16 protein-coding genes are annotated in these 19,172 nt (G+C 63.5%); 4 read left to right on the forward strand and 12 right to left on the reverse strand.

Annotation, left to right across the window (positions count from 1 at the left end; genetic code table 11):
* From BCA01S_RS12165 to BCA01S_RS12180, 4 genes are read right to left on the reverse strand one after another with little or no spacing between them, the layout of a single operon-like run.
* The gene (locus BCA01S_RS12165) at positions 1 to 822 is read right to left on the reverse strand and encodes an FAD binding domain-containing protein (protein WP_027777121.1); all 822 of its coding nucleotides are present in this window, start codon (positions 820 to 822) and stop codon (positions 1 to 3) included.
* Entirely contained in the window at positions 819 to 3,884 is a 3,066-nt protein-coding gene (locus BCA01S_RS12170) for a xanthine dehydrogenase family protein molybdopterin-binding subunit (RefSeq protein ID WP_027777122.1), read from the reverse strand. Before BCA01S_RS12170 ends, BCA01S_RS12165 begins: the two co-directional genes overlap by 4 nt.
* Complete coding sequence (locus BCA01S_RS12175; RefSeq protein ID WP_042318508.1) at positions 3,881 to 4,537, reverse strand: UbiX family flavin prenyltransferase; 657 nt, start codon at positions 4,535 to 4,537, stop codon at positions 3,881 to 3,883. Before BCA01S_RS12175 ends, BCA01S_RS12170 begins: the two co-directional genes overlap by 4 nt.
* Positions 4,530 to 6,014 (reverse strand): UbiD family decarboxylase, encoded by a 1,485-nt coding sequence (locus BCA01S_RS12180; protein WP_027777124.1) that lies wholly within the window; start codon positions 6,012 to 6,014, stop codon positions 4,530 to 4,532. Before BCA01S_RS12180 ends, BCA01S_RS12175 begins: the two co-directional genes overlap by 8 nt.
* A 325-nt stretch (positions 6,015 to 6,339) precedes the next feature.
* Here BCA01S_RS12180 and BCA01S_RS12185 point away from each other — a divergent pair, with 325 nt between their 5' ends.
* Positions 6,340 to 7,263: a LysR family transcriptional regulator gene (locus BCA01S_RS12185; protein WP_027777125.1), complete on the forward strand. Its 924-nt coding sequence runs from the start codon at positions 6,340 to 6,342 to the stop codon at positions 7,261 to 7,263.
* 23 nt (positions 7,264 to 7,286) lie between these two features.
* On the opposite strand, the gene hpnK is transcribed toward BCA01S_RS12185, so the two are convergent.
* Genes hpnK through BCA01S_RS12200 form a run of 3 tightly spaced genes read right to left on the reverse strand, consistent with a single transcriptional unit; the run spans position 7,287 to position 9,909 of the window.
* Positions 7,287 to 8,183: a hopanoid biosynthesis-associated protein HpnK gene (gene hpnK, locus BCA01S_RS12190; RefSeq protein WP_027777126.1), complete on the reverse strand. Its 897-nt coding sequence runs from the start codon at positions 8,181 to 8,183 to the stop codon at positions 7,287 to 7,289.
* Complete coding sequence (gene hpnI, locus BCA01S_RS12195; RefSeq protein ID WP_027777127.1) at positions 8,173 to 9,546, reverse strand: bacteriohopanetetrol glucosamine biosynthesis glycosyltransferase HpnI; 1,374 nt, start codon at positions 9,544 to 9,546, stop codon at positions 8,173 to 8,175. The genes hpnK and hpnI (BCA01S_RS12195) overlap by 11 nt, the downstream gene beginning before the upstream one ends.
* 12 nt (positions 9,547 to 9,558) lie before the next feature.
* Positions 9,559 to 9,909, reverse strand: coding sequence for a hypothetical protein (locus tag BCA01S_RS12200; protein ID WP_027777128.1), 351 nt, complete (start codon positions 9,907 to 9,909; stop codon positions 9,559 to 9,561).
* A 408-nt stretch (positions 9,910 to 10,317) separates the two neighbouring features.
* Between BCA01S_RS12200 and BCA01S_RS12205 the strand changes: the two genes are divergently transcribed.
* Positions 10,318 to 10,977 (forward strand): response regulator, encoded by a 660-nt coding sequence (locus tag BCA01S_RS12205; protein WP_027777129.1) that lies wholly within the window; start codon positions 10,318 to 10,320, stop codon positions 10,975 to 10,977.
* Positions 10,978 to 12,498: an ATP-binding protein gene (locus BCA01S_RS12210; protein WP_027777130.1), complete on the forward strand. Its 1,521-nt coding sequence runs from the start codon at positions 10,978 to 10,980 to the stop codon at positions 12,496 to 12,498.
* Here the strand turns inward: BCA01S_RS12210 and BCA01S_RS12215 are convergent.
* The 5 genes from BCA01S_RS12215 to BCA01S_RS12235 all read right to left on the reverse strand — a co-directional run bounded on the left by BCA01S_RS12215 (position 12,495) and on the right by BCA01S_RS12235 (position 17,255).
* On the reverse strand, positions 12,495 to 13,592 hold the full coding sequence (locus BCA01S_RS12215) for a lysylphosphatidylglycerol synthase domain-containing protein (protein WP_027777131.1): 1,098 nt from the start codon (positions 13,590 to 13,592) through the stop codon (positions 12,495 to 12,497). The two genes, BCA01S_RS12210 and BCA01S_RS12215, sit on opposite strands and share 4 nt — an antisense overlap.
* Before the next feature lie 162 nt (positions 13,593 to 13,754).
* Positions 13,755 to 14,921 (reverse strand): bacteriohopanetetrol glucosamine biosynthesis glycosyltransferase HpnI, encoded by a 1,167-nt coding sequence (gene hpnI, locus BCA01S_RS12220; RefSeq protein WP_027777132.1) that lies wholly within the window; start codon positions 14,919 to 14,921, stop codon positions 13,755 to 13,757.
* The gene (hpnJ, locus tag BCA01S_RS12225) at positions 14,918 to 16,339 is read right to left on the reverse strand and encodes a hopanoid biosynthesis associated radical SAM protein HpnJ (protein WP_027777133.1); all 1,422 of its coding nucleotides are present in this window, start codon (positions 16,337 to 16,339) and stop codon (positions 14,918 to 14,920) included. The genes hpnI (BCA01S_RS12220) and hpnJ overlap by 4 nt, the downstream gene beginning before the upstream one ends.
* 227 nt (positions 16,340 to 16,566) lie before the next feature.
* The gene (locus BCA01S_RS12230) at positions 16,567 to 16,947 is read right to left on the reverse strand and encodes a hypothetical protein (protein WP_027777134.1); all 381 of its coding nucleotides are present in this window, start codon (positions 16,945 to 16,947) and stop codon (positions 16,567 to 16,569) included.
* A 104-nt stretch (positions 16,948 to 17,051) separates the two neighbouring features.
* A complete protein-coding gene (locus BCA01S_RS12235; RefSeq protein WP_006052818.1) occupies positions 17,052 to 17,255 on the reverse strand; it encodes a cold-shock protein in 204 nt (67 codons plus the stop codon).
* Positions 17,256 to 17,580: 325 nt separating this feature from the next.
* Between BCA01S_RS12235 and BCA01S_RS12240 the strand changes: the two genes are divergently transcribed.
* On the forward strand, positions 17,581 to 19,026 hold the full coding sequence (locus BCA01S_RS12240) for an NAD-dependent succinate-semialdehyde dehydrogenase (protein WP_027777135.1): 1,446 nt from the start codon (positions 17,581 to 17,583) through the stop codon (positions 19,024 to 19,026).
* Positions 19,027 to 19,172: the final 146 nt, after the last annotated feature.

Consider the following 19,172-nt stretch of genomic DNA (forward strand, 5'->3'; position numbering starts at 1 on the left):
TCACTTTGCCTCCTCTATCACGCGCCATCCGAGTTGCCGGACCAGATGCCGGCGATATCTCGCACTGATATGCGCGTTGTCCTGCGCGCCCAGCTTCCAGCTCAAATCGTTCAACGCCCCGCGCAAATCGTCGCCGGACAGACGCGGCCATTGCTCGACCACCGGCCGGTCCGCCACGCCGCCCACGGCGAGACGGATGGCATCGTCGGTGACCACTGCGGCGCACGCGACAATCGCGAAATCGCCATGACGTGCGGAGAATTCCGCGAAGCCATAACGCTCGCCTTCGCGCTTTAACGGGAAACGCACCGCTTCGACGAGTTCGTCGGGCTCGCGTGCGGTCATCAACATGCCCTGGAAAAACGCGTCAGCCGACAGCACGCGTGGCTTCTTTTTCGAGCGCAGCATCACGTCGCCGCCTAGCGCGCTCAGCACGAGCGGCAGTTCGGCGCTCGGGTCCGCATGCGCGATCGAGCCGCACACGGTGCCGCGATTGCGAATCTGAAAGTGCGAGATGTGCGGAAAGGCCATTGCGAGCAACGGCACTTCGTCGCGCAGCGACGCGCGCCATTCGACGCTGCCTTGTGTCGCCGCCGCGCCCACCGTCAATGAACCGGCCTTGCGGTCGACGCGCACCGAGTCCAGTTCGCCGGTGCGCGAAATGTCGATCAGCATGCGCGGTTGCGCGAGCCGCATATTCAGCACGGCCATCAGCGATTGGCCGCCCGCGAGCACGCGTGCGTCTTCGCCGTGTTGCGCCAGTGCGTCGAGCGCATGCTGCGCGTTCATTGCGCGCAGGTAATCGAACGGCGCGGGTTTCATCGTTGTCTCCTGAAGCGGGCCAACAAGCGCGACAGCCACGAACCGCCGCCCTTACCTGAACTGTGGGCAGACGCGGCGAGCGGCTCGCCCGCGGCCTGGCGTCCCAGCGATTCGAACAGTTGACGCAACACGACTTTTGCCGCGCCTTCCAGCATGCGCGCGCCGACCGCCGCGACCTTGCCCGAGACCTGCGCCTCGTAGTCGTAAGAAAGACGCGTACCGTTCGCGATAGGCGTCAGTTCGACAAGGCCGCTGCCGCGCGCGCTGCCAAGCGACGATATGCCCGCGCCCGCGAGGCGCAAACGGTGCGGTGCGTCGATCTCCGACAAACCGATCTTTGCTTCGAACCGCGCCTTGATCATGCCGACACCCACCGTCACGTCCGCACGATACTGATTCGGACCTTCGGGTTCGAGCGCATGGCAGCCGGGAATCACCTTCGCGAGCGCCTTCGGATCGAGCAGCACGGCAAACACGGCTTCGGGCGTTGCGGGCAGATCTACACTGCCTTGCGCGGTGAGTGCCTTGCCGCCGCCGGACATCGCGGGGTTCTTCGGCGCGGGCGCTTCGCGCAACTCGGGGCGCGAGGGCTCGGGGTCGTCGATGCCGATCAGCCCCATGACTTTCGAAGGCGTAAGCGGCAAACGGATGTCGTCGACGCCGAGCGCATCGGCCACCGCATTCGCGATGCATGGCGGCGTGCTCATGTTGTTACCCTCGCCGAGCCCCTTCGCTCCGAGCGGCGTGAACGGCGACGGTGTTTCCAGATGCACGATCACAGGATCGGGCACCTCGCACGCAGTCGGCATCAGATAGTCGGCAAGCGTGCCCGACTGGAAGCTGCCGTCCGCGCCATAACGGAACTCCTCCATCAGCGCCGCGCCGAGTCCTTGTGCGAACGCGCCGCGAATCTGGCCGTCGGCGAGCGCGGGATTGAGCAACGTGCCGGCGTCGTGCGCGGTCACATAACGGTCGATGCGCACGCGGCCCGTTGCGCGATCCACTTCGACACCGCACATGTCGAACACAAAACCATAGGCCGCCGACGTATTGACGCGGTCGTTTTCATCGGGCGCCGCCATGTTCGGCGGATTCCAGAACACCGTCTCGCGCAAGCCGGGCTCCTCGCCCTCGGGCAGCAACGCGGGCGCCCAATGCGGCGCATTCGCGGCGACCCGGCCAAACGGTTGCGCGCGATCTTCCGCGCCTTGTGCAAAGATGCGGCCGCCCTCGAAGCGGACGTCTTGCGGCGCACAGTTCAGTTGCTTCGACACGATGCGCGCGATCTTGTCGCGCACGCGCATGGCCGCGAGATGCACGGTGCCCGCGACCGCGCCCGCAAAGCGGCTCGAATAATTGCCCGCAGCGACCGACCATGCGTCCTTGTGCGTATCGAATTCGACGTTGACGGCCACCTCGTGCGGCGCAATGCCGAGCACATCGGCCACCACCTGCGCGCATACCGTCATGTGGCCCTGGCCCGCAGGCGTCGATGCAATCGTCACGACCACGCCGCCGAGCAGATCCACGCTGACCGTCGCGCTGGCAATCGCGCCGCTTTTCGGACCGGCCTTTCGACGCGCTTCAGCGGGCATCACGGTCGTGATGTAACCCATGTTCGAGATTGACGGCTCGACGATCGCCGAGAAGCCAATGCCGTACAGGCGCCCTTCGTTACGCGCGGCCTCACGGCGTGCACGCAGTTCGTCATAGCCGCCTTCGCCGAGTGCACGGCGCAACGCTTCCTGATAGTTGCCGGAATCGAGCAGCGCGCCTGCCGCAGCGCGATACGGGAACGCATCGGCGCGCACGAAGTTGCGGCGATACACGTCGAGCACGTCGAGCCCGAGTTCGACCGCGATACGCTGCATGAGCCGTTCGAGCGCGAAATACACCTGCGGTCCGCCAAACCCTCGCACGAGTCCAGTGGGCGTCTTGCTGGTGATCACGACGCGGTTGCGCACGAGCAGATTGTCGATCGCGTAGGCGCCCGTGAGACACCCATGCATGCGATAGAAGGTTGCGGGCTCCGGCGCGCGCACATATGCGCCGCAGTCTTCGAGCTGGTCGTAGGACAGCGCGGTGATGCGCCCATCGTTTTCGACCGCCGCTTCGATGGTGGAAAGGCGCGCCGTGGCGGACGTCGCCGCACTCAAATGCTCGAGCCGATCCTCGACCCACTTGACCGGTGCGCCGGCTTTGCGCGACGCGAGGCACATCAGCACCACATACGGAAACACCGCCTGCTTCACGCCGAAGCTTCCGCCCGAATCGCGCGGCGCCTTGTGACGCAGACGATTCGCCGGCACGTTCAAGGCCATCGCCATGACCGCGTGCAGCGAGAACGGTCCCATGAAATTCGACGTGACGTCATAACCTTCGTCGCCGGGCAGATACTCGGCAATCACCACGCCGCATTCGATCGGCGCACACGTATTGCGCGGATAATGCGCGACCAGTTTCACGCGATGCGGCGCTTTTTCGAACGCCGCCTCCGGCTCGCCGTACCGGAAATGCCGGTCGCTGATCACGTTGCTGCCCACCTTCTCGTGCAGCACCGCAGAGTCATCTCCGACAGCTTCCTCGATCGACGTTACAGGTTCCAGCGTCGCGTATTCGACCTTGATGAGATCCAGTGCGTCTTCAGCGAGAGCGCGCGATTCGGCGAGTACGACCGCCACCGGTTCGCCGACATACCGCACACGGTCCATCGCGAGCGCCCACTGCTCCATCGGCGATTTGATACCGACCACGAACGGGCGCGACCATGCGCGCAGATCGTCACGCGTGAGAATCGCGCGCACGCCTCGCAGTTGCGACGCGGCTTGCGTATCGATTGCAAGCAGTTCCGCATGCGCATGCGGCGAGCGCAAGACCGCCGCGTGGAGCGTGCCGGGACGCACGCCGATGTCGTCGCCATAGCGGCCGCGGCCCGTGAGAATCGCCGGATCTTCGAGACGCTGCATCGGGCGCCCCACATGACGCTGTGCGCCTTGCGCGGCGTCGGCTTCGCGTTCGCGTGTGGCCGCATCGGCTGTATTCACCAGATCGCGCTGGTTCATTGCTCGCCTCCGGCTTGCCGTTGCGCGAATTCGTCGGCGAGGCCGCTCCAGCGTTGGGCGATCTCCCCGTGCTCGATACCGAACAGATCGAGAATGCGCCCGACGGTGTGATCGACTACGTCTTCGATTGTTTTTGGATGCGCGTAAAACGCGGGCACCGGCGGCATCACGATCGCGCCCATCTCGGTCGCGTGCGTCATATTGCGCAAATGCGCGAGATTCAACGGCGTTTCGCGCGCGACCATGACGAGGCGGCGACGCTCCTTGAGCATGACGTCGGCGGCGCGCGTCAGCAGGTTGTCGGCGAAACCGTTCGCCACGGCGGCGAGCGTTTTCATCGAGCACGGTGCGATCACCATGCCCGCCGTGATGAACGAACCGCTCGCCACCGCCGCGCCGATATCGCGCACGTTGTAGACCACGTCGGCCAGGCTATCGAGGTCGCCACGGGTCATGCCGAGTTCTTGTGCAGCCGTGACCGCGCCCGATGCCGAGACGATCAGGTGCGTCTCGTGTGTGCCGAGACGGCGCAATGCAGCGAGCAGGCGCGCGCCGATCAGCGCGCCGCTAGCGCCTGAAATGCCGACGACGATTCGCTGCGTCCGAGCCGCGCGCACATCGCGCCGGGTAGTGTCGAGCGTCGATTCAGACATGACCGTCACCGAGATAAGCGTCGAACGCGGCGTTATCCGCCGCGATGAGTGTGTTCAGATCCACTGTGTCCTCACCGGGAATCCGCACGCGGGTGAACACGTGCGATGCATAGGCAACCGGACGCGTCGCGTCGAGTCCCATCTTCGCGCTGATGCCCTGCAGATACGGTGGTGCGTCCTCGGGCTGGCCGACGGTAGTCGACGGATCGAGTGGCGAGCCTTGCGCACCTTCGATCACGACGAGATCGCGATCCGCCTGGAAGCGCGTGGCAATTGCCCATTCGATTTCGGCGGGATCGTGCACGTCCACGTCGGTATCGACCACGACCACCTGCTTGATGTCGTAATGCGCGCCGAATGCGCACAGGATCACGTTCTTCGCCTCGCCCTCACGCATCTTCTCGAACTGCACCCACAGGTGATAACGGCACACTCCGCCCACCGACAGGTGCACGTCCTTCACGTTCGGATGGCTGCGTTGCAGATGCGCGAGCAGCGTCGCCTCGCGGGGAATTGCGCCGAGCAGCAAATGCTCCATTTCGGCGGGCACGATCGTATGAAAGATCGGGTCGTTGCGATGTGTGACGGCGGTGACCTCGATCACCTCGCGCGCTTCCTGTGCGCTGTAGTACTTCGGGAACTCGCCGAACGGTCCTTCCATCTCGCGCACGTTCGGCAAGATGCGGCCTTCGATCACGATTTCAGCGAAAGCCGGTACATGTACCCCGTTGCTCACGCAATTTGCGACCGGCAGCGGTGCGCCATGCAACGCGCCAGCGATCTCCAGTTCGTCGCAGTCGATTGGAGAAATAGCTTGCGATGCGAGCATCGTGAGCGGATCGACGCCTATCGCGACGGCCACGTCGAGCGCGTCGCCAGCCGCTTCCGCCGCTTTCTGGAATGCGTGAAGATGACGCGGCAACAGCAGGATCGCCATGCGGTCCGCAGCGTGCACCTGAATCCGGTTGATCGACACGTTCTGCACGCCGGTACGCGGATTGCGCGCAATCACGAGGCCGGCGGTAATGTACGGGCCGTTGTCATGTTCGCTATGTGTAGGAATCGGCAATAGCGCGTGAAGGTCGATGTTCTTCGTATGCACGACCTGTTGGCACGGCGCTTCGTCGCGCGGCACGCGTCGTGATGCGAGCGGATGCTCCGCAGCATCGCTGAAGCGCGCGAGCAATTGAGTCTCGTCCACCCCGAGCGCTTCCGCGATCCATGCGCGCCGCGACATGAAGCCGCTCACCACCGGCACGCGGTGACCGCCCGGTCGCGTGAAAAAAGCCGCCTGCGTGCCGTCGAGGCGCTTGGCAATCGCCGCCAGCTCATGTTCCAGCGCGACGGGTTGGTCGATCGTCGCGAGGCGTCCGCTGCGCGCGAGATGCGCGAGCCAGTCGCGCAAAGCAAGGGCTCCGCCTTTGCGGGCCCAGCTCGGGTGTGAGGTGTCGTGCGGTGCGGCATCGCGTGTATTCATCTGCGTCTCCATCGATGACTGGCTTGATGCCCCGCTTGAGTTCCGCTTCATGTCGGAAGGGAGCGCCAGTTGATGATGAAAGCGTAACGAGATCCGCGTATAACTTCTAATATGGAATATTGATGCTTCGAATCATTCCCGATGATATGGGTGTTAGCACCAATGACAGCCGTTTGTAGGCAGGTTATCAATCAACCATCCGCATACAGCGGCACATGCGCGAGGCTGTTCATCCCTGCTAGCGATGTGCCCTCCGGTCCGCAGCGTGTGTTCTGATAAGCCGCGCCCCGGTCATTACGTTTGCTGATGTTTTACTCATACCAACATGGACCTCCGGCAAATCCAGTACTTCATCGCGCTGTTCGAGGACGGCTCCGTCACCCGAGCCGCTAAACGGCTGAATATCGTGCAGCCCGCGCTCAGCATGCAGATCGGCAAACTCGAAGAGGAACTGCATCAGCAACTGTTCGAGCGCAACGCGCATGGCATGGCGCCGACCGCGGCCGGGCGGCTGATGTATCGCCTCTTTCTGCCGATCATGCGGGACCTCGCGCACGCACGTCAGCAACTCGTACAGCGCGACGAAGTGGTGACCGGGCATGTGTCGATCGGGCTGATTGCGTCGGTGACCGAAAGCGTGCTCGCCGATGCGTTGTCGCGCTTTCACGAGCGCTATCCGCATGTCGAAGTGACAGTGGCAGACGGCTACAGCGCCACGTTCATCGACTGGGTGGCGGGCGGTCAGCTCGACGCGGCGCTCATCAACAAACCGCGCGCGCGTCTCTCGCTCGACGCACAGCCGTTGCTCGATGAGGAAATGGTGCTCGTGACAAGCGCCGCGAACGGCCCCGAGTTGCCTCACGCGATCGAACTCGCACAGCTTCCCGAACTGGAACTCGTGCTGCCCACAAAGCGCCACGGCCTGCGCGGCGTGCTAGATACGGCCGCCCAGCACGAGGACGTGCTGCTCGCACCGCGCTTCGAAATCGACGTATTGAGCACGATCGTGAAGCTCGTGGAAAGCACGCGCTTCGCGACGATTCTGCCGCGCATCGCGGTGCAGCGCGCGGTGCGTCAGGGCAGCCTGCGCGCGTATCCGATTCTCGCGCCGCGCATCGTGCGGCACATTGTGTGCGTAACGCATCCGCGGCGGCCCTTGAACGCGGCAGCGGATGCGCTCGTGTCGGTAATCGCCGATGAGTTGCGCAAGGTGTCGAGCGCGTCGGAGATAGAGGCCTCGATCGAATAACAACGCGAGGCGCGAACCTTCAATTACTTGCACACATCGGCGAAGCCGCCGAGCCTTGCGCCGAGGGCTCGAATGGCGCGAGCGACGTCCGGCGAAAGCAGTGCCTGCAGTTCGTCGGCGTGGCGGTAATCGCCCATGCCGTCGGTCAATGCGCGCTCGCCCGCAATGGCGGGATGACAGTATATTTCTGCGACCCCGCCTTTTAACGAAGCGAGCGCCGCGAGCCACGCGGCCTCGTCCATGCGGCCGCTGCCGGCGATGCCGACGACATAGTCGTTGTGAAAGATGCCTGCACGGTCGAGCCGCGCCTTGACGAGCGCGATCCACGGCCTGAGCCACAGCGGCGCATTCGATTCGCACGGCAAACGCATCGCCTTCATGCCGAATTCCCGGCCAATATCGAGGATCAAGCCGAGCACCGTCGGATGCAAATGAAAATGCTTGTGCGTGTTCACGTGATCGAGCGCGAGTCCGGTCCTGGCGAAAGCCTGGAACTGCGCGCGAATTTCGCGCGCCAACTGCTCCCGTACATGCGGCAGAAAGAAGAACCGCACGCCGTCGCGAACCATGTTTTCGCCGAAGCGGCCATGCTTATCCAGCAACGCCCCAATGCAGGTGCGCGGCAATACAGCGTCGCCGTCGGCGAGGACGAGATGGAGACCCACGCGCAAGTGCGGCATTGCGTGCGCGCGCTCGACTGCGTCGTTTGCGGCGGGCGCACCGATCATCAGGCTGGCGGCGGTGAGCACGCCGTGTCGATGCGCCTGTTCGACGGCCAGATTCACACGAGAATGCAAGCCGAAGTCGTCGGCGGTGATGATCAACGCTCGGGGCCTAGCGGTGCACGGCTCGAATGCTTGCGGCGCGGATGCAGGCGGCTTTAATGCTTGCGGCTGTGGTACATCCACCTTAGCGTCCATCGGATGCCTCCATCACGTCCATCGAGCGCAGCGGCCTCGTGCGCGCAGCCGAATGCGAGCTGCCGACCCGAACGCGCGTGCCACGCCACGTGACATGTGAACCGAAAGCAGCAGCGAGCCATTGAAACAGCAGCAACGTATCGCGCAACGGCAGAAGCGGAAGATCTCGCCAGAACGCACGCGCGAGCGAGTCCGCTGTTTCACCGGGAAATGCGCACCGCAATGCGACTTCATGGCGCGCGGCACGCAGATGCAGCAGCAAGCGCGCGGCCAGTCCCGCCATCGTGCCGGCCGCGCCGACGAGCGCGCCCCAGCCAGGCGCGCCACCGTTCGCGCCGGTGGCGAACACAGCGCTCAGACATGCGCCGGCAACGAGCCAGGGAGTCGGAAACGTGATGAACAGAAAAGCGAATCCGAGCCGATTCACCGAACGTATCGTACGCAACCAGCGCGTCTCGCGTTGCCACAATTCTGCAAAGGTGGGTTCGGTCACATCGGTGGCCACCATCACGCGCGAGAGCACCGTTTGCAAACCGAGCGCGCGCACGTGTTCGGCTAGCCAGTAGTCGTCGGCAAGACAGTTCTTAAGGGCCTCGAAACCGCCGATGCGTTCGAGCGTCGCGCGCCGCAACGCGAGCGTGGCGCCGAAACCGAAGCGGCGTGAGCCCGCCATGTGCGCGACGCGTACCGAGGGCGCAAACCATTCGTTGACGAACAGCGCGCCCACGCGCGGCCAGAAGCCACCTACACCGTGCGCGGCATAAAGACAGGTAAGAACGCCAATGCGTGGGTCAGCGAGGGGCGCTGCCACGCTCTCCAGATAATCGGCCCGCACGGCGATGTCGCTATCGGCAATCACGATCACGTCGTGACGCGCGTGCTCGATCATATTCATCAGATTGCTGACCTTCAGGTTGGTGCCATGCATGCGCGTGTCGATCGCAAGTTCGATGTCGAGCGACGGATACGCAGCCTGCAAACGACGCGCGACGGCAATCGCGGGATCGTCAGGAGAACACACGCCAAGAACGAGCTGGAAATTCGCGTAACGCTGCTCGCAAAACGTCCGCAGGTTCTCGTAGAGACGCGGCTCGGCCCCGCACAGCGGCTTGAGCACACTCACGCCCGCATGGAGCAACGGATCAATTCGGCACGAGGCGGGCGCACCGAACTTCGCACCGTGCACGAGGCTTGCCGGATCGACTGCGGAAGCGGCCGGCGAAAGATGGTCGTGGTCCAACGCGGCGCGGCCACGAACGGTAGAGAACGGCATTGCGACCGCCGCAACCAGCGCATACAGCGACGCAGCAATGCAAACGGCGAGCAGAATCCATTCGCCTACAGTGAATGCGTGCGCAACCATTGGCGGATTCCGTCAGTGTCCGCGCAAGACGAACGGTGTTCCAGTAAGGCGAAGATGCAAGATGACGAGCCAAAGCCGCGGACAATCCGAAGCGACGGCGACTGGCCTCGCGTACAAGCCCGCAACGTTCGCGTAGCGATCTTCAACAGCAAGGTGGAATGCGGCTTGGGCAACCTTGCGGGCGACGATCACGCCGCCCGCCACCATGGCGAGCGCGGCGAGCCGGAAAGCCGCGGAGACAAACAGATGCTGCGCGCCCGGCAGCGCCGCGACCGTCACACAGGCGAGCACGTCGGCTGCGAGAGCCGTGAGCGAGGCGACCATGAGATGGGCTCGCAGCATATCGACGGTGGCTGGCTTCATGGCTTCGTTTCGTGGCCTGATGAACGCATCGTGCGGCTTCTCGCAAGCAACCAGCGCCCGCTCTTCGACGCAACGTCAGCAAGAAGAAAAACGGTCACCATGGCGGGGCGCCTGCCGTGAATTCCGTCGATGTACTTACGATTTCGTTTCGGTAGACCGACAACAGAGGGCAATGCCGTGTGCGCATGTCACATGTTCATTTGGCGAATTGATGTTGCCAATACGACAGTAAGCCGTTGATGAGCGATGGTATCGATTCAAGCTGAAGGAAACCTTAAGCAAAACGCGGTATAACGCTGCTAGCGGACCGCATAACTGACGCTGGAAGCTGCAGCCGCTGGGTTCATTCGCTGGGTTCATTCCATGCGTACCGCCCCACGATAAAAACATCTACGGAATTTCTGCCCTATGCGTGTACTTCTCGTTGAAGACGACGATCTGATCGGCTGCGGGATCGAAGCAGGTTTGCGTCAAGCAGGTTTCACTGTCGACTGGGCGCGAGACGGCCACAAGGCCAGTCTCGCGCTCGACACCACGAGCTATGCGCTCGTCGTGCTCGATCTCGGCCTGCCGCGCGTCTCTGGCATGGACCTGCTCAAACGGCTGCGTGACGCCGGCAATGACGTACCGGTGCTCGTGCTGACCGCGCGCGGCACGGTGGTGGACCGCGTGGGCGGTCTCGAAGCAGGCGCGGACGATTATCTCGGCAAGCCCTTCGACCTCACCGAACTCATCGCTCGTTGCCGTGCGTTGCTGCGACGCGCGCAGGGCCGCAGTGTCGAGCTGATCCGCTATCGGGAACTCACGGTGAACCCCGCGTCGCAAACTGTGGAGGTGGCCGGCAAACGCGTGCCGCTTACGTCGCGCGAATGGGCGATCCTGATCCAGTTGCTGACGAATCAGGGCATTCCGCAATCGCGCTCGCGTCTCGAAGAAAGCTTGTATGGTTGGCAGGAGGAGATTGAAAGCAATGCGATCGAGGTACACGTGTCGAATCTGCGCAAGAAGCTCGGCGCAAACCTCATACGAACCGTGCGCAATATTGGCTACGTGATGGAGAAACAGTAGATGAGCGCATCCATTCGCCGGCGGCTCATGCTGCTCGTGCTCGCCAGCATCGGGCTCGTGTGGGCGATCGCTCTTGCGTCCAGCTATCGCCAGGCCACGCGCGAAGTGGCGCAGTGGGAGGAAGCCCGGCTCGCGGAACTCGCACAGATGCTCGCGTTGCTCGACCAGTCCAATCTCGCCACGCTCGCCAATGCGCACATCGACGTGCGCGAGGAAGAACGAGGCGGAGAAACAAGTGCGAACGACACCGACGACGATGACTCACTGCCGCGCGACGCACTGTTCCAGGTGCGCACGCGCGATGGCGACGTGATTGCGGGCAGCCCGCCCTTGCGTGCGCTCAACGCGTGGGATTTGCCGGTACCGCCCGTCACCGGCGTGCAGGACGTAGTGCTCGGTGGCCAGACGTATCACTCGTTCACGCTTCGGGACACGCCGCTCGGGCACACGGTCCGCGTATTCGAACAGGCCAACACACGCAGCGATCTGGTGAGTGGCGTCGCGAGCCGCATTGCGCGCCCTGCCTTGATCGCGTTGCCGGTGCTGGCACTGCTCGTGTGGTGGAGCATCGGCTGGAGTCTCGCGCCGCTGCGCATGCTCTCCGATGCGATCCGCTCGCGGGACATCAATCGCCTCGAGCCGGTCGATATCGGCCATGTGCCGATCGAGGTGCGGCCGCTCGTCGACGCGATCAATCTGCTGCTCTCGCGCCTGTTGCATTCGCTGGAACGGGAACGCGCGTTCACTGCCGACGCCGCGCATGAACTCAAAACGCCGCTTGCCGCGATCAAGGTCCAGGCACAAGTCGCGCTGGCCGAACCCGACCCCGCACGTCAGCGGCTCGCCATGGAGCGCGTCGTGCAGGGCGTGGATCGAAGCGCGCGGCTCGCCGAGCAATTGCTGTTGCTCGCGCGTCTGGACATGCAGGAGAAAATGTCGACGGCACCGCTCGCGCCTGGCGCCGTCGCGAAGAGCGCATTGCTGGCGAACGCGGGCAATGCACAGCAGAAAAACATTTGCGTGACGCTGAACTGCGACATGCGCGCGGAGATCAATGCGGAGCCGGTGCTGATCGGCATTCTCTTCGACAATCTGCTGGATAACGCGATCAAATACGGGAGCGAGGGCGGCACGATCGAGATCGCGGTGCGGCGTGAAAAAGAGCAGGTTCTGCCGCCGTCGAAGGAGCCGCTGAAGGAGCCACTGCAAGAACCGCTGCAAGAGCCGCTGCAAGAACCGGCGAAAGAGCCATTATCCGAGCGCATTCTGGTGAGCGTGCGCGACGACGGCCCGGGCGTTGCGCCAGCAGATCTGGCCCGTCTCACGAACCGCTTCTTTCGCGCAACCGGCAACCAGGCGACCGGCAGCGGCCTAGGCCTGTCGATTGTCGCGCGCATCGCGCAACATTTCGGTGCCACCGTGCGATTCGGCACCGGCCTCGACGGCCGCGGGCTTGCCGTCGACGTATCGTTCCCCGCATATACGGCGGCGTCTGCCGGACCTTTGAAGCCAGCCGCCTAGCGGCGGTTCGTTTCGCCCGCGACGCTGCCTTCGGCGAGGGGTGCCTGTTGCGGGCTGCGAACGGCGCCGCCGCGCTCGCGACGATGCTCTGCCCGGTTCGCCCGCAGCGTGGAAGTGTCGGCGCGATCGCGTTTTGACGTCTCCGCGAACTGCCAGGCGATCAGCCCCGGCACGAAGATCAGCAGATCGCGAATCCGGCGTGCGCCCGCAAGCGCCAGACAGGTCGACGGATCGAGGCCCAGTGCGCCGCCGATCAGTATGAAACCGCCCTCCTGCACGCCGAGACCGCCAGGCACGAAGAACGCTGCGCTGCTGATTGCCTGGATCAACGACTCGATTACCACGGCTTCGACAAGCGTCACTTGCGCGCCGAGAAAATACAGCGCAAGCCAGATTTCGAGCGACGTCAAAAAGCACTGCAGCGGCTGCCAGAAAAACAGATAACGCAGCACTACGCCGCGGCGTCGCCAGATCAGCTTGATTGCCCGATCGATCTGCGCCGACTGCCCCACGAGTGCGGCGAGCTTGCCGCTCGTCATGTGATTGAGCGCGCGTGTCATGCGCTCGAACGGACTGGCGTGCTGCACGAGCGCGAACAACACGAGCAGTGGTGTCAGCACGACCACACCCCATGCGAGTTGTCCTGCGAGCCGCAGCGTGTCGGAATGGGCATGCGCGAACAGAAAGCCGATGCCGACCATCGTGAAGAGCAACTGGCTGATCACGGTCAGCTGCATGTCGACGATGATGCTCCCCACCGCCATCGACGGCCGCACGCCCCAACGCCTGAGCATGCGAAAAGACACCACTTCTCCGCCGATGCGCGCGACCGGCAGCATGCTATTGACGGATTCGCGCACCCACACGAGGTGCAGCATGTTCGCAACGTGCGGCCGGTTCGCGCCGCGAATCAGCGAGCGCCAGTCGCAGGCATTGGCGAGCATCGGCAGTACGTGCGCGAGCGCCGCGAGCACGAGACCCGCGCCAGCCGCGCGCAATGCGCCGAGCACCGCCCCCGGGTTGTCCTGCCAGACGAGCCACAGCGACGCGATGAGGCCCGCGAACGCGGCGACGCGGCCTAAATGCTTCATCATGCGAAGACCTCGCGCGTGCGGGTCGTGCGGGTCGTGCGCGTCGTGCGCGTCGTGCAAGGGACTCGCCGCTCATCGTTCGATTCAGAAGACCTGCGCGTCATTGCTGCCCTAACCTCCTCTACTTCCGCCATCTGTTCGCGGCTCATTGTGATTCAGCGCAATTCAGCGCGACTCGTCCCGCGCGGGCGACAGCAGGCCGTCACCGTCCACCTCGAAGCTGAAGCCCCGCCAGATCACGCGCGAAGAGCCGAAGCTCGCGACGAAAATCGCAAACAACACGATATCCCATATCGGCAGCAGCCACAGCCTGCCATGCGCCTGCTGCAATGCGCGATCGGCGCAAAGCTTCAATGCGACGCGCGCAAACAGCGCGAGCGCCGCAATCCCCCAGCTCCATGACGCGCTGCCCGAGAACACCACCGCGAGCAATGCGAATGCGAGCGGATGCATGAACGCGGAGCCGAGATGGCCGAGCGGATCGACGCAGCGGATCGTCCGGCTCCAGCGCAGCTCGTGCGAGACGAGTTGCGCCGCGCTCGCCTCCACGCAAGCGTGCGAGATGGTGAACGGCGGAATCGCCACTTTTTCGCCGATTGCGCGGACCGCTTCGCCTATCGCGTGGTCTTCCGCGAGATGACGTGCGAACGGCATCATGCCGCCGATCTTGTCGAGCGTAGTGCGCCGCATCGCAATCGTCTGACCAAAGCAGGGTCGCGCAAGACCGAGCGCGATACCGGTGACGACCCCCGGCAAAAACTGATAGTGAGTCGCGGCTGCCGACAGGCGCGGCCAGAAACCGGGCTCGGGCTCGCCGCGATATGCGCACGTCACAAGTCCAACGCCGGGCTTCTCCAGTTCGCCGACGATGTGGCGCAGATAGTCCGGGCCGACGCCGACATCGCTATCGGCAAACACAAGTACGCCGTGCCGCGCGTGCGGCAGCATATTGACGATGTTGCTGATCTTGCGATTTGGGCCGTACAGGCGGGTGTCGGAAATCACCGTGATGTCGGCCTGTGGATACAGGCGTTGCAATTCGTGGACGGCCTGCAGTGCCGGGTCTGCCGGATCGTGTACGCCGAATACGAACTGCACGGCGCCGGCGTAGTTCTGCTCGCAGAAACTCGACAGATTGCGCAGCAGCGAGCCTTCGCTGCCGTGCAGCGGCTTCACGACCGTTATATCCGGAAAGCTGCCCGGTTCGGCCACCGCACGCGCAAAGAACCGCCCGATCAGCACGCTCGCCACGAGCGTGTAGCCAACGCCGGAAACCGCGCACGCGGCGCATGCGTAAGCAATCGCCGCGGCGAACCAATGCGCGGCGTTCACGCCTCGTGAGCGCGCAGGAATCGGAAGAACTCGACGCCTTCGCGCAAGCGCCGTTTCATCATGTCCCAACTGGTCAGCATTTCGCGCACGATTTCCCAGATTTTCGACGGACGAAAATAGAAGCGCTTGTAGAAGTTTTCGAGCTGGTGATAAATCTCTTCGCGCGACAGATGCGGATAGCCGATAGCGGCGAGCTGAACACCTTCTTTGCTTACGAGGTTGATCATCTTGTTCTGTTCGAGCCAGCCGTTTTCAACCGCCTGCTCATAAAGGCGAGTGCCTGGATACGGCGCGGCAAGCGACACCTGGATGGTGTGCGGATTGATCTGCTTCGCGTATTCGATCGTCTTCTGGATGGTCTCCTGGGTCTCGCCGGGCAAACCCAGAATGAACGTGCCGTGAATCTTGATGCCGAGCTTGCGGCAGTCTTCGCTGAAGCGCCGCGCGATGTCGGTGCGCAACCCCTTCTTGATGTTCAGCAGAATCTGATCGTCACCGGATTCGTAGCCGACGAGCAGCAGCCGCAGGCCGTTTTCCTTCATGATCTTGAGCGTGGAGTACGGCACGTTCGCTTTCGCGTTGCACGACCATGTCACGCCGAGCTTGCCGAGACCACGGGCGATGTCCTCGACGCGCGGCTTGAAGTCGGTGAAGGTGTCGTCGTCGAACATGATCTCCTTTACTTCGGGCATGTTGTCGCGAATCCACTTCACTTCTTCCAGCACGTTCTCGACCGAGCGCGTGCGATAGCGATGACCGCCCACTGTCTGCGGCCATAGGCAGAACGTGCACTTCGAGCGGCAGCCGCGTCCCGTGTAGATCGACACGTACGGATGCTTCAGATAGCCGATGAAGTAGTTGTCGATCTTCAGATCGCGTTTGTACACGGGTGCGACGAACGGCAACTCGTCCATGTTCTCGAGAATCGGGCGCGCTGCATTGTGCTCGATCGAGCCGTCCCGCGCGCGATAGCTGAGGCCGAGGATCTGCGCGAACGGCTTGCCCGCCGCAATCTCCGCGCAGGTGAAGTCGAATTCCTCGCGGCAGACGAAGTCGATCGCCTCGCTCGCCGTGAGCGAGTTGTGCGGGTCGACGGCGACCTTTGCGCCCACCATGCCGACCAGCAGCGACGGCTTGCGCTTTTTCAGGTCTTCTGCGAAAAGCGCGTCGGTGGGGAAAGACGGCGTGCTGGTGTGAATGATCACCAGATCGTATTGCTGCGCAATGTGAAGCGTGGCTTCGACCGACAACCCATCGGCGGGTGCGTCGAGCACGCGGCTGCCGGCAATCAGTGCGGCGGGTTGCGCAAGCCACGTCGGATACCAGAACGAGCGGACTTCACGCTTAGCCTGATAACGCGAACCGGCGCCACCATCGAAGCCGTCATATGACGGCGCCTGCAAGAACAGAGTTTTCATGGATGCTCCAGCAACCTTGAACAGGCGCTTTCTGTTTTCTGTCGAACAACTGTCGGAGGGCGCTCACCGCGGGCGAGCAAGGACATGCATTCGCGCAGATGCTACGGAGCAAAGCTGAAGGAAACCTTAAGCAGAATGACGCGAGCGGGGGTTGTCCCGCTCGCCTGAACACGAGGTTTCGGTATGCTGACTAATGACCTGCTGAACTACCGGAAACGAAAGCCGGATCAACGCGCAAGATGTCGTGCCCAATCGAGCCAGCCAAGATTGAGGGCGGCGTTCACGGCGACGCCGAGGGCCGACGCGATGGCCGCAATCATCGTCCAGAATGCGGAGCGCCGCGCGGCCGTTGCGGATGTATGCGCGGCATTGGCGGCATCGCGCGACGCGCTGGCCGCCACCTGCGCCACATGGGACGAGGACTCCATCTGCGCAAGCGACTTCAAGGCGAAGCCGCGCTCGTCGTCGGCCCGCGCCTGTCCCTTTTCAAACAGATAGCGATGACAGAACGGCGTGAGCGGTGCCTCCGGATTTTGCGCAGCGAAGAACTTCGCATACGCTTCGCCGCCGTTGGCGTCGATTTCCTGATAAGCGGATTGTCTGTCCACACGGACCTCGCCTGCACGCGGCGCCAGTCGACGTGCCGGCCATGCGCCGGGCGCGCAAGCCGGCCGCCGCCGCTTCGCGATCGTCTCGCGCGCTGGGCTTGACTCTAAATGGGCTTGATATCCGCTGCCTGCTTGCCCTTGGGCCCCTGCTTCACTTCGAAGCTGACCTTCTGGTTTTCCTGCAACGACTTGAAGCCCTCCGAGCGAATCTCGGAGAAATGGGCAAACAGGTCTTCACCTCCGTCGTCGGGTGTGATGAAGCCGAAGCCCTTCGCGTCGTTGAACCACTTCACTGTACCGGTAGGCATGTCGATTCCTCATGTGCATCTGGTTGACTAAACTGGCAATTCTCGGGCGGGGACTGCCGCTCGACTGTACGCCTGTTTGCGCGGTGTCGCAGCGACTGCGCTTGCTCCACGAACCTTCGCGCCTTGTCGGGCGGAGAAGGTCAACGGTCCCCCAAACATCTTGAGCAAGACGCGTGCCTCGCCCGCGCGAACGCGCCCGCCGCCGGTGCGTTTCGAAACAATCAGATAAGATGTTCGTTATCGGCAGTCCATTCTCGGCAGCGCGGGTTCGGCTCATTCTCCGAACGCCGCGCAGCCTGTCGTTTTCCCATTTACAGGAACCAGCATGGCAATTTCGAGCTATACCGATACCCGACTTCTGATCAACGGCGAATGGTGCGATGCCGCCGGCGGCAAGACTATCGACGTCGTCAACCCCGCCACCGGCCAGGTGATCGGCAAGGTGGCGCATGCAGGCATCGCCGACCTCGATCGCGCGCTGGAAGCGGCGCAACGCGGCTTCGAAGCATGGCGCAAGGTGCCGGCTCATGAGCGCGCCGCGGTTATGCGTAAGGCAGCCGCCCTCGTGCGCGAGCGTGCGTCGGACATTGGCCGTTTAATGACGCAGGAACAGGGCAAGCCGTTCGCCGAAGCGAAAATCGAAGTGCTGGCCGCGGCGGACATCATCGAGTGGTTCGCCGACGAAGGCCGCCGCCTCTATGGCCGCGTCGTGCCCTCCCGCAATCTCGCGGCACAGCAACTCGTATTGAAGGAGCCGATCGGTCCGGTCGCCGCCTTCACGCCGTGGAACTTCCCGGTCAACCAGATCGTGCGCAAGCTGAGCGCGGCGCTCGCGAGCGGCTGTTCGTTCCTCGTGAAGGCGCCGGAGGAAACCCCTGCGTCGCCGGCGGGCCTGCTGCAGGCTTTCGTCGAAGCAGGCGTGCCGGCAGGCACGGTGGGTCTCGTGTTCGGCGATCCGGCCGAAATCTCGAGCTACCTGATTCCGCATCCGGTCATCCGCAAAGTCACGTTCACCGGCTCCACGCCGGTCGGCAAGCAACTGGCCTCGCTGGCCGGCGCGCACATGAAACGCGCCACGATGGAACTGGGCGGTCACGCGCCGGTGATCGTCGCTGAAGACGCCGATGTGGCGCTCGCCGTCAAGGCAGCGGGCGGCGCGAAGTTCCGCAATGCGGGCCAGGTCTGCATCTCGCCCACGCGTTTTCTCGTGCACAACAGCATTCGCGAAGAGTTCGCCGCGGCGCTCGTCAAGCACGCCGAAAGCCTCAAGCTCGGCGACGGTCTCGCGGAAGGCACGACGCTTGGGCCGCTCGCCAACGCGCGCCGTCTGACGGCCATGAGCAAGGTGCTCGACGACGCGCGCAAGACGGGTGCGAAGATCGAGACAGGTGGCGAGCGCGTCGGCTCGGAGGGCAACTTCTTCGCGCCGACCGTCCTGACCAACGTGTCGCTCGAAGCCGACGTGTTCAATAACGAGCCTTTCGGCCCGATCGCGGCCATCCGCGGGTTCGACAAACTCGAAGAAGCGATCGCGGAAGCCAACCGTCTGCCGTTCGGCCTCGCCGGTTACGCGTTCACGAAGTCGTTCAGCAACGTGCATCTGCTGTCGCAGCAACTCGAAGTCGGCATGCTGTGGATCAACCAGCCCGCCACGCCCACGCCGGAAATGCCGTTTGGCGGCGTGAAGGATTCGGGCTACGGCTCAGAAGGCGGACCGGAAGCAATGGAAGCGTATCTGGTCACGAAGTCCGTGACGGTGATGTCGTCTTAAGGCATCCGGTCGGGCAAGCTGCGCCCGATCGTTGCTAGCCGTACAGGGTCCGCGAGTTCACGCTCGCGGACTTTTTTTATTCCCATCCACAAGGGCGTTTCGTGAGTACATGCAACCCACGCTGATCGATGCAGCGGCAGCCGCAT

Origin of the sequence: Paraburkholderia caledonica NBRC 102488 (assembly GCF_000685095.1) — a bacterium.
Taxonomy (GTDB): Bacteria; Pseudomonadota; Gammaproteobacteria; order Burkholderiales; family Burkholderiaceae; genus Paraburkholderia; species Paraburkholderia caledonica.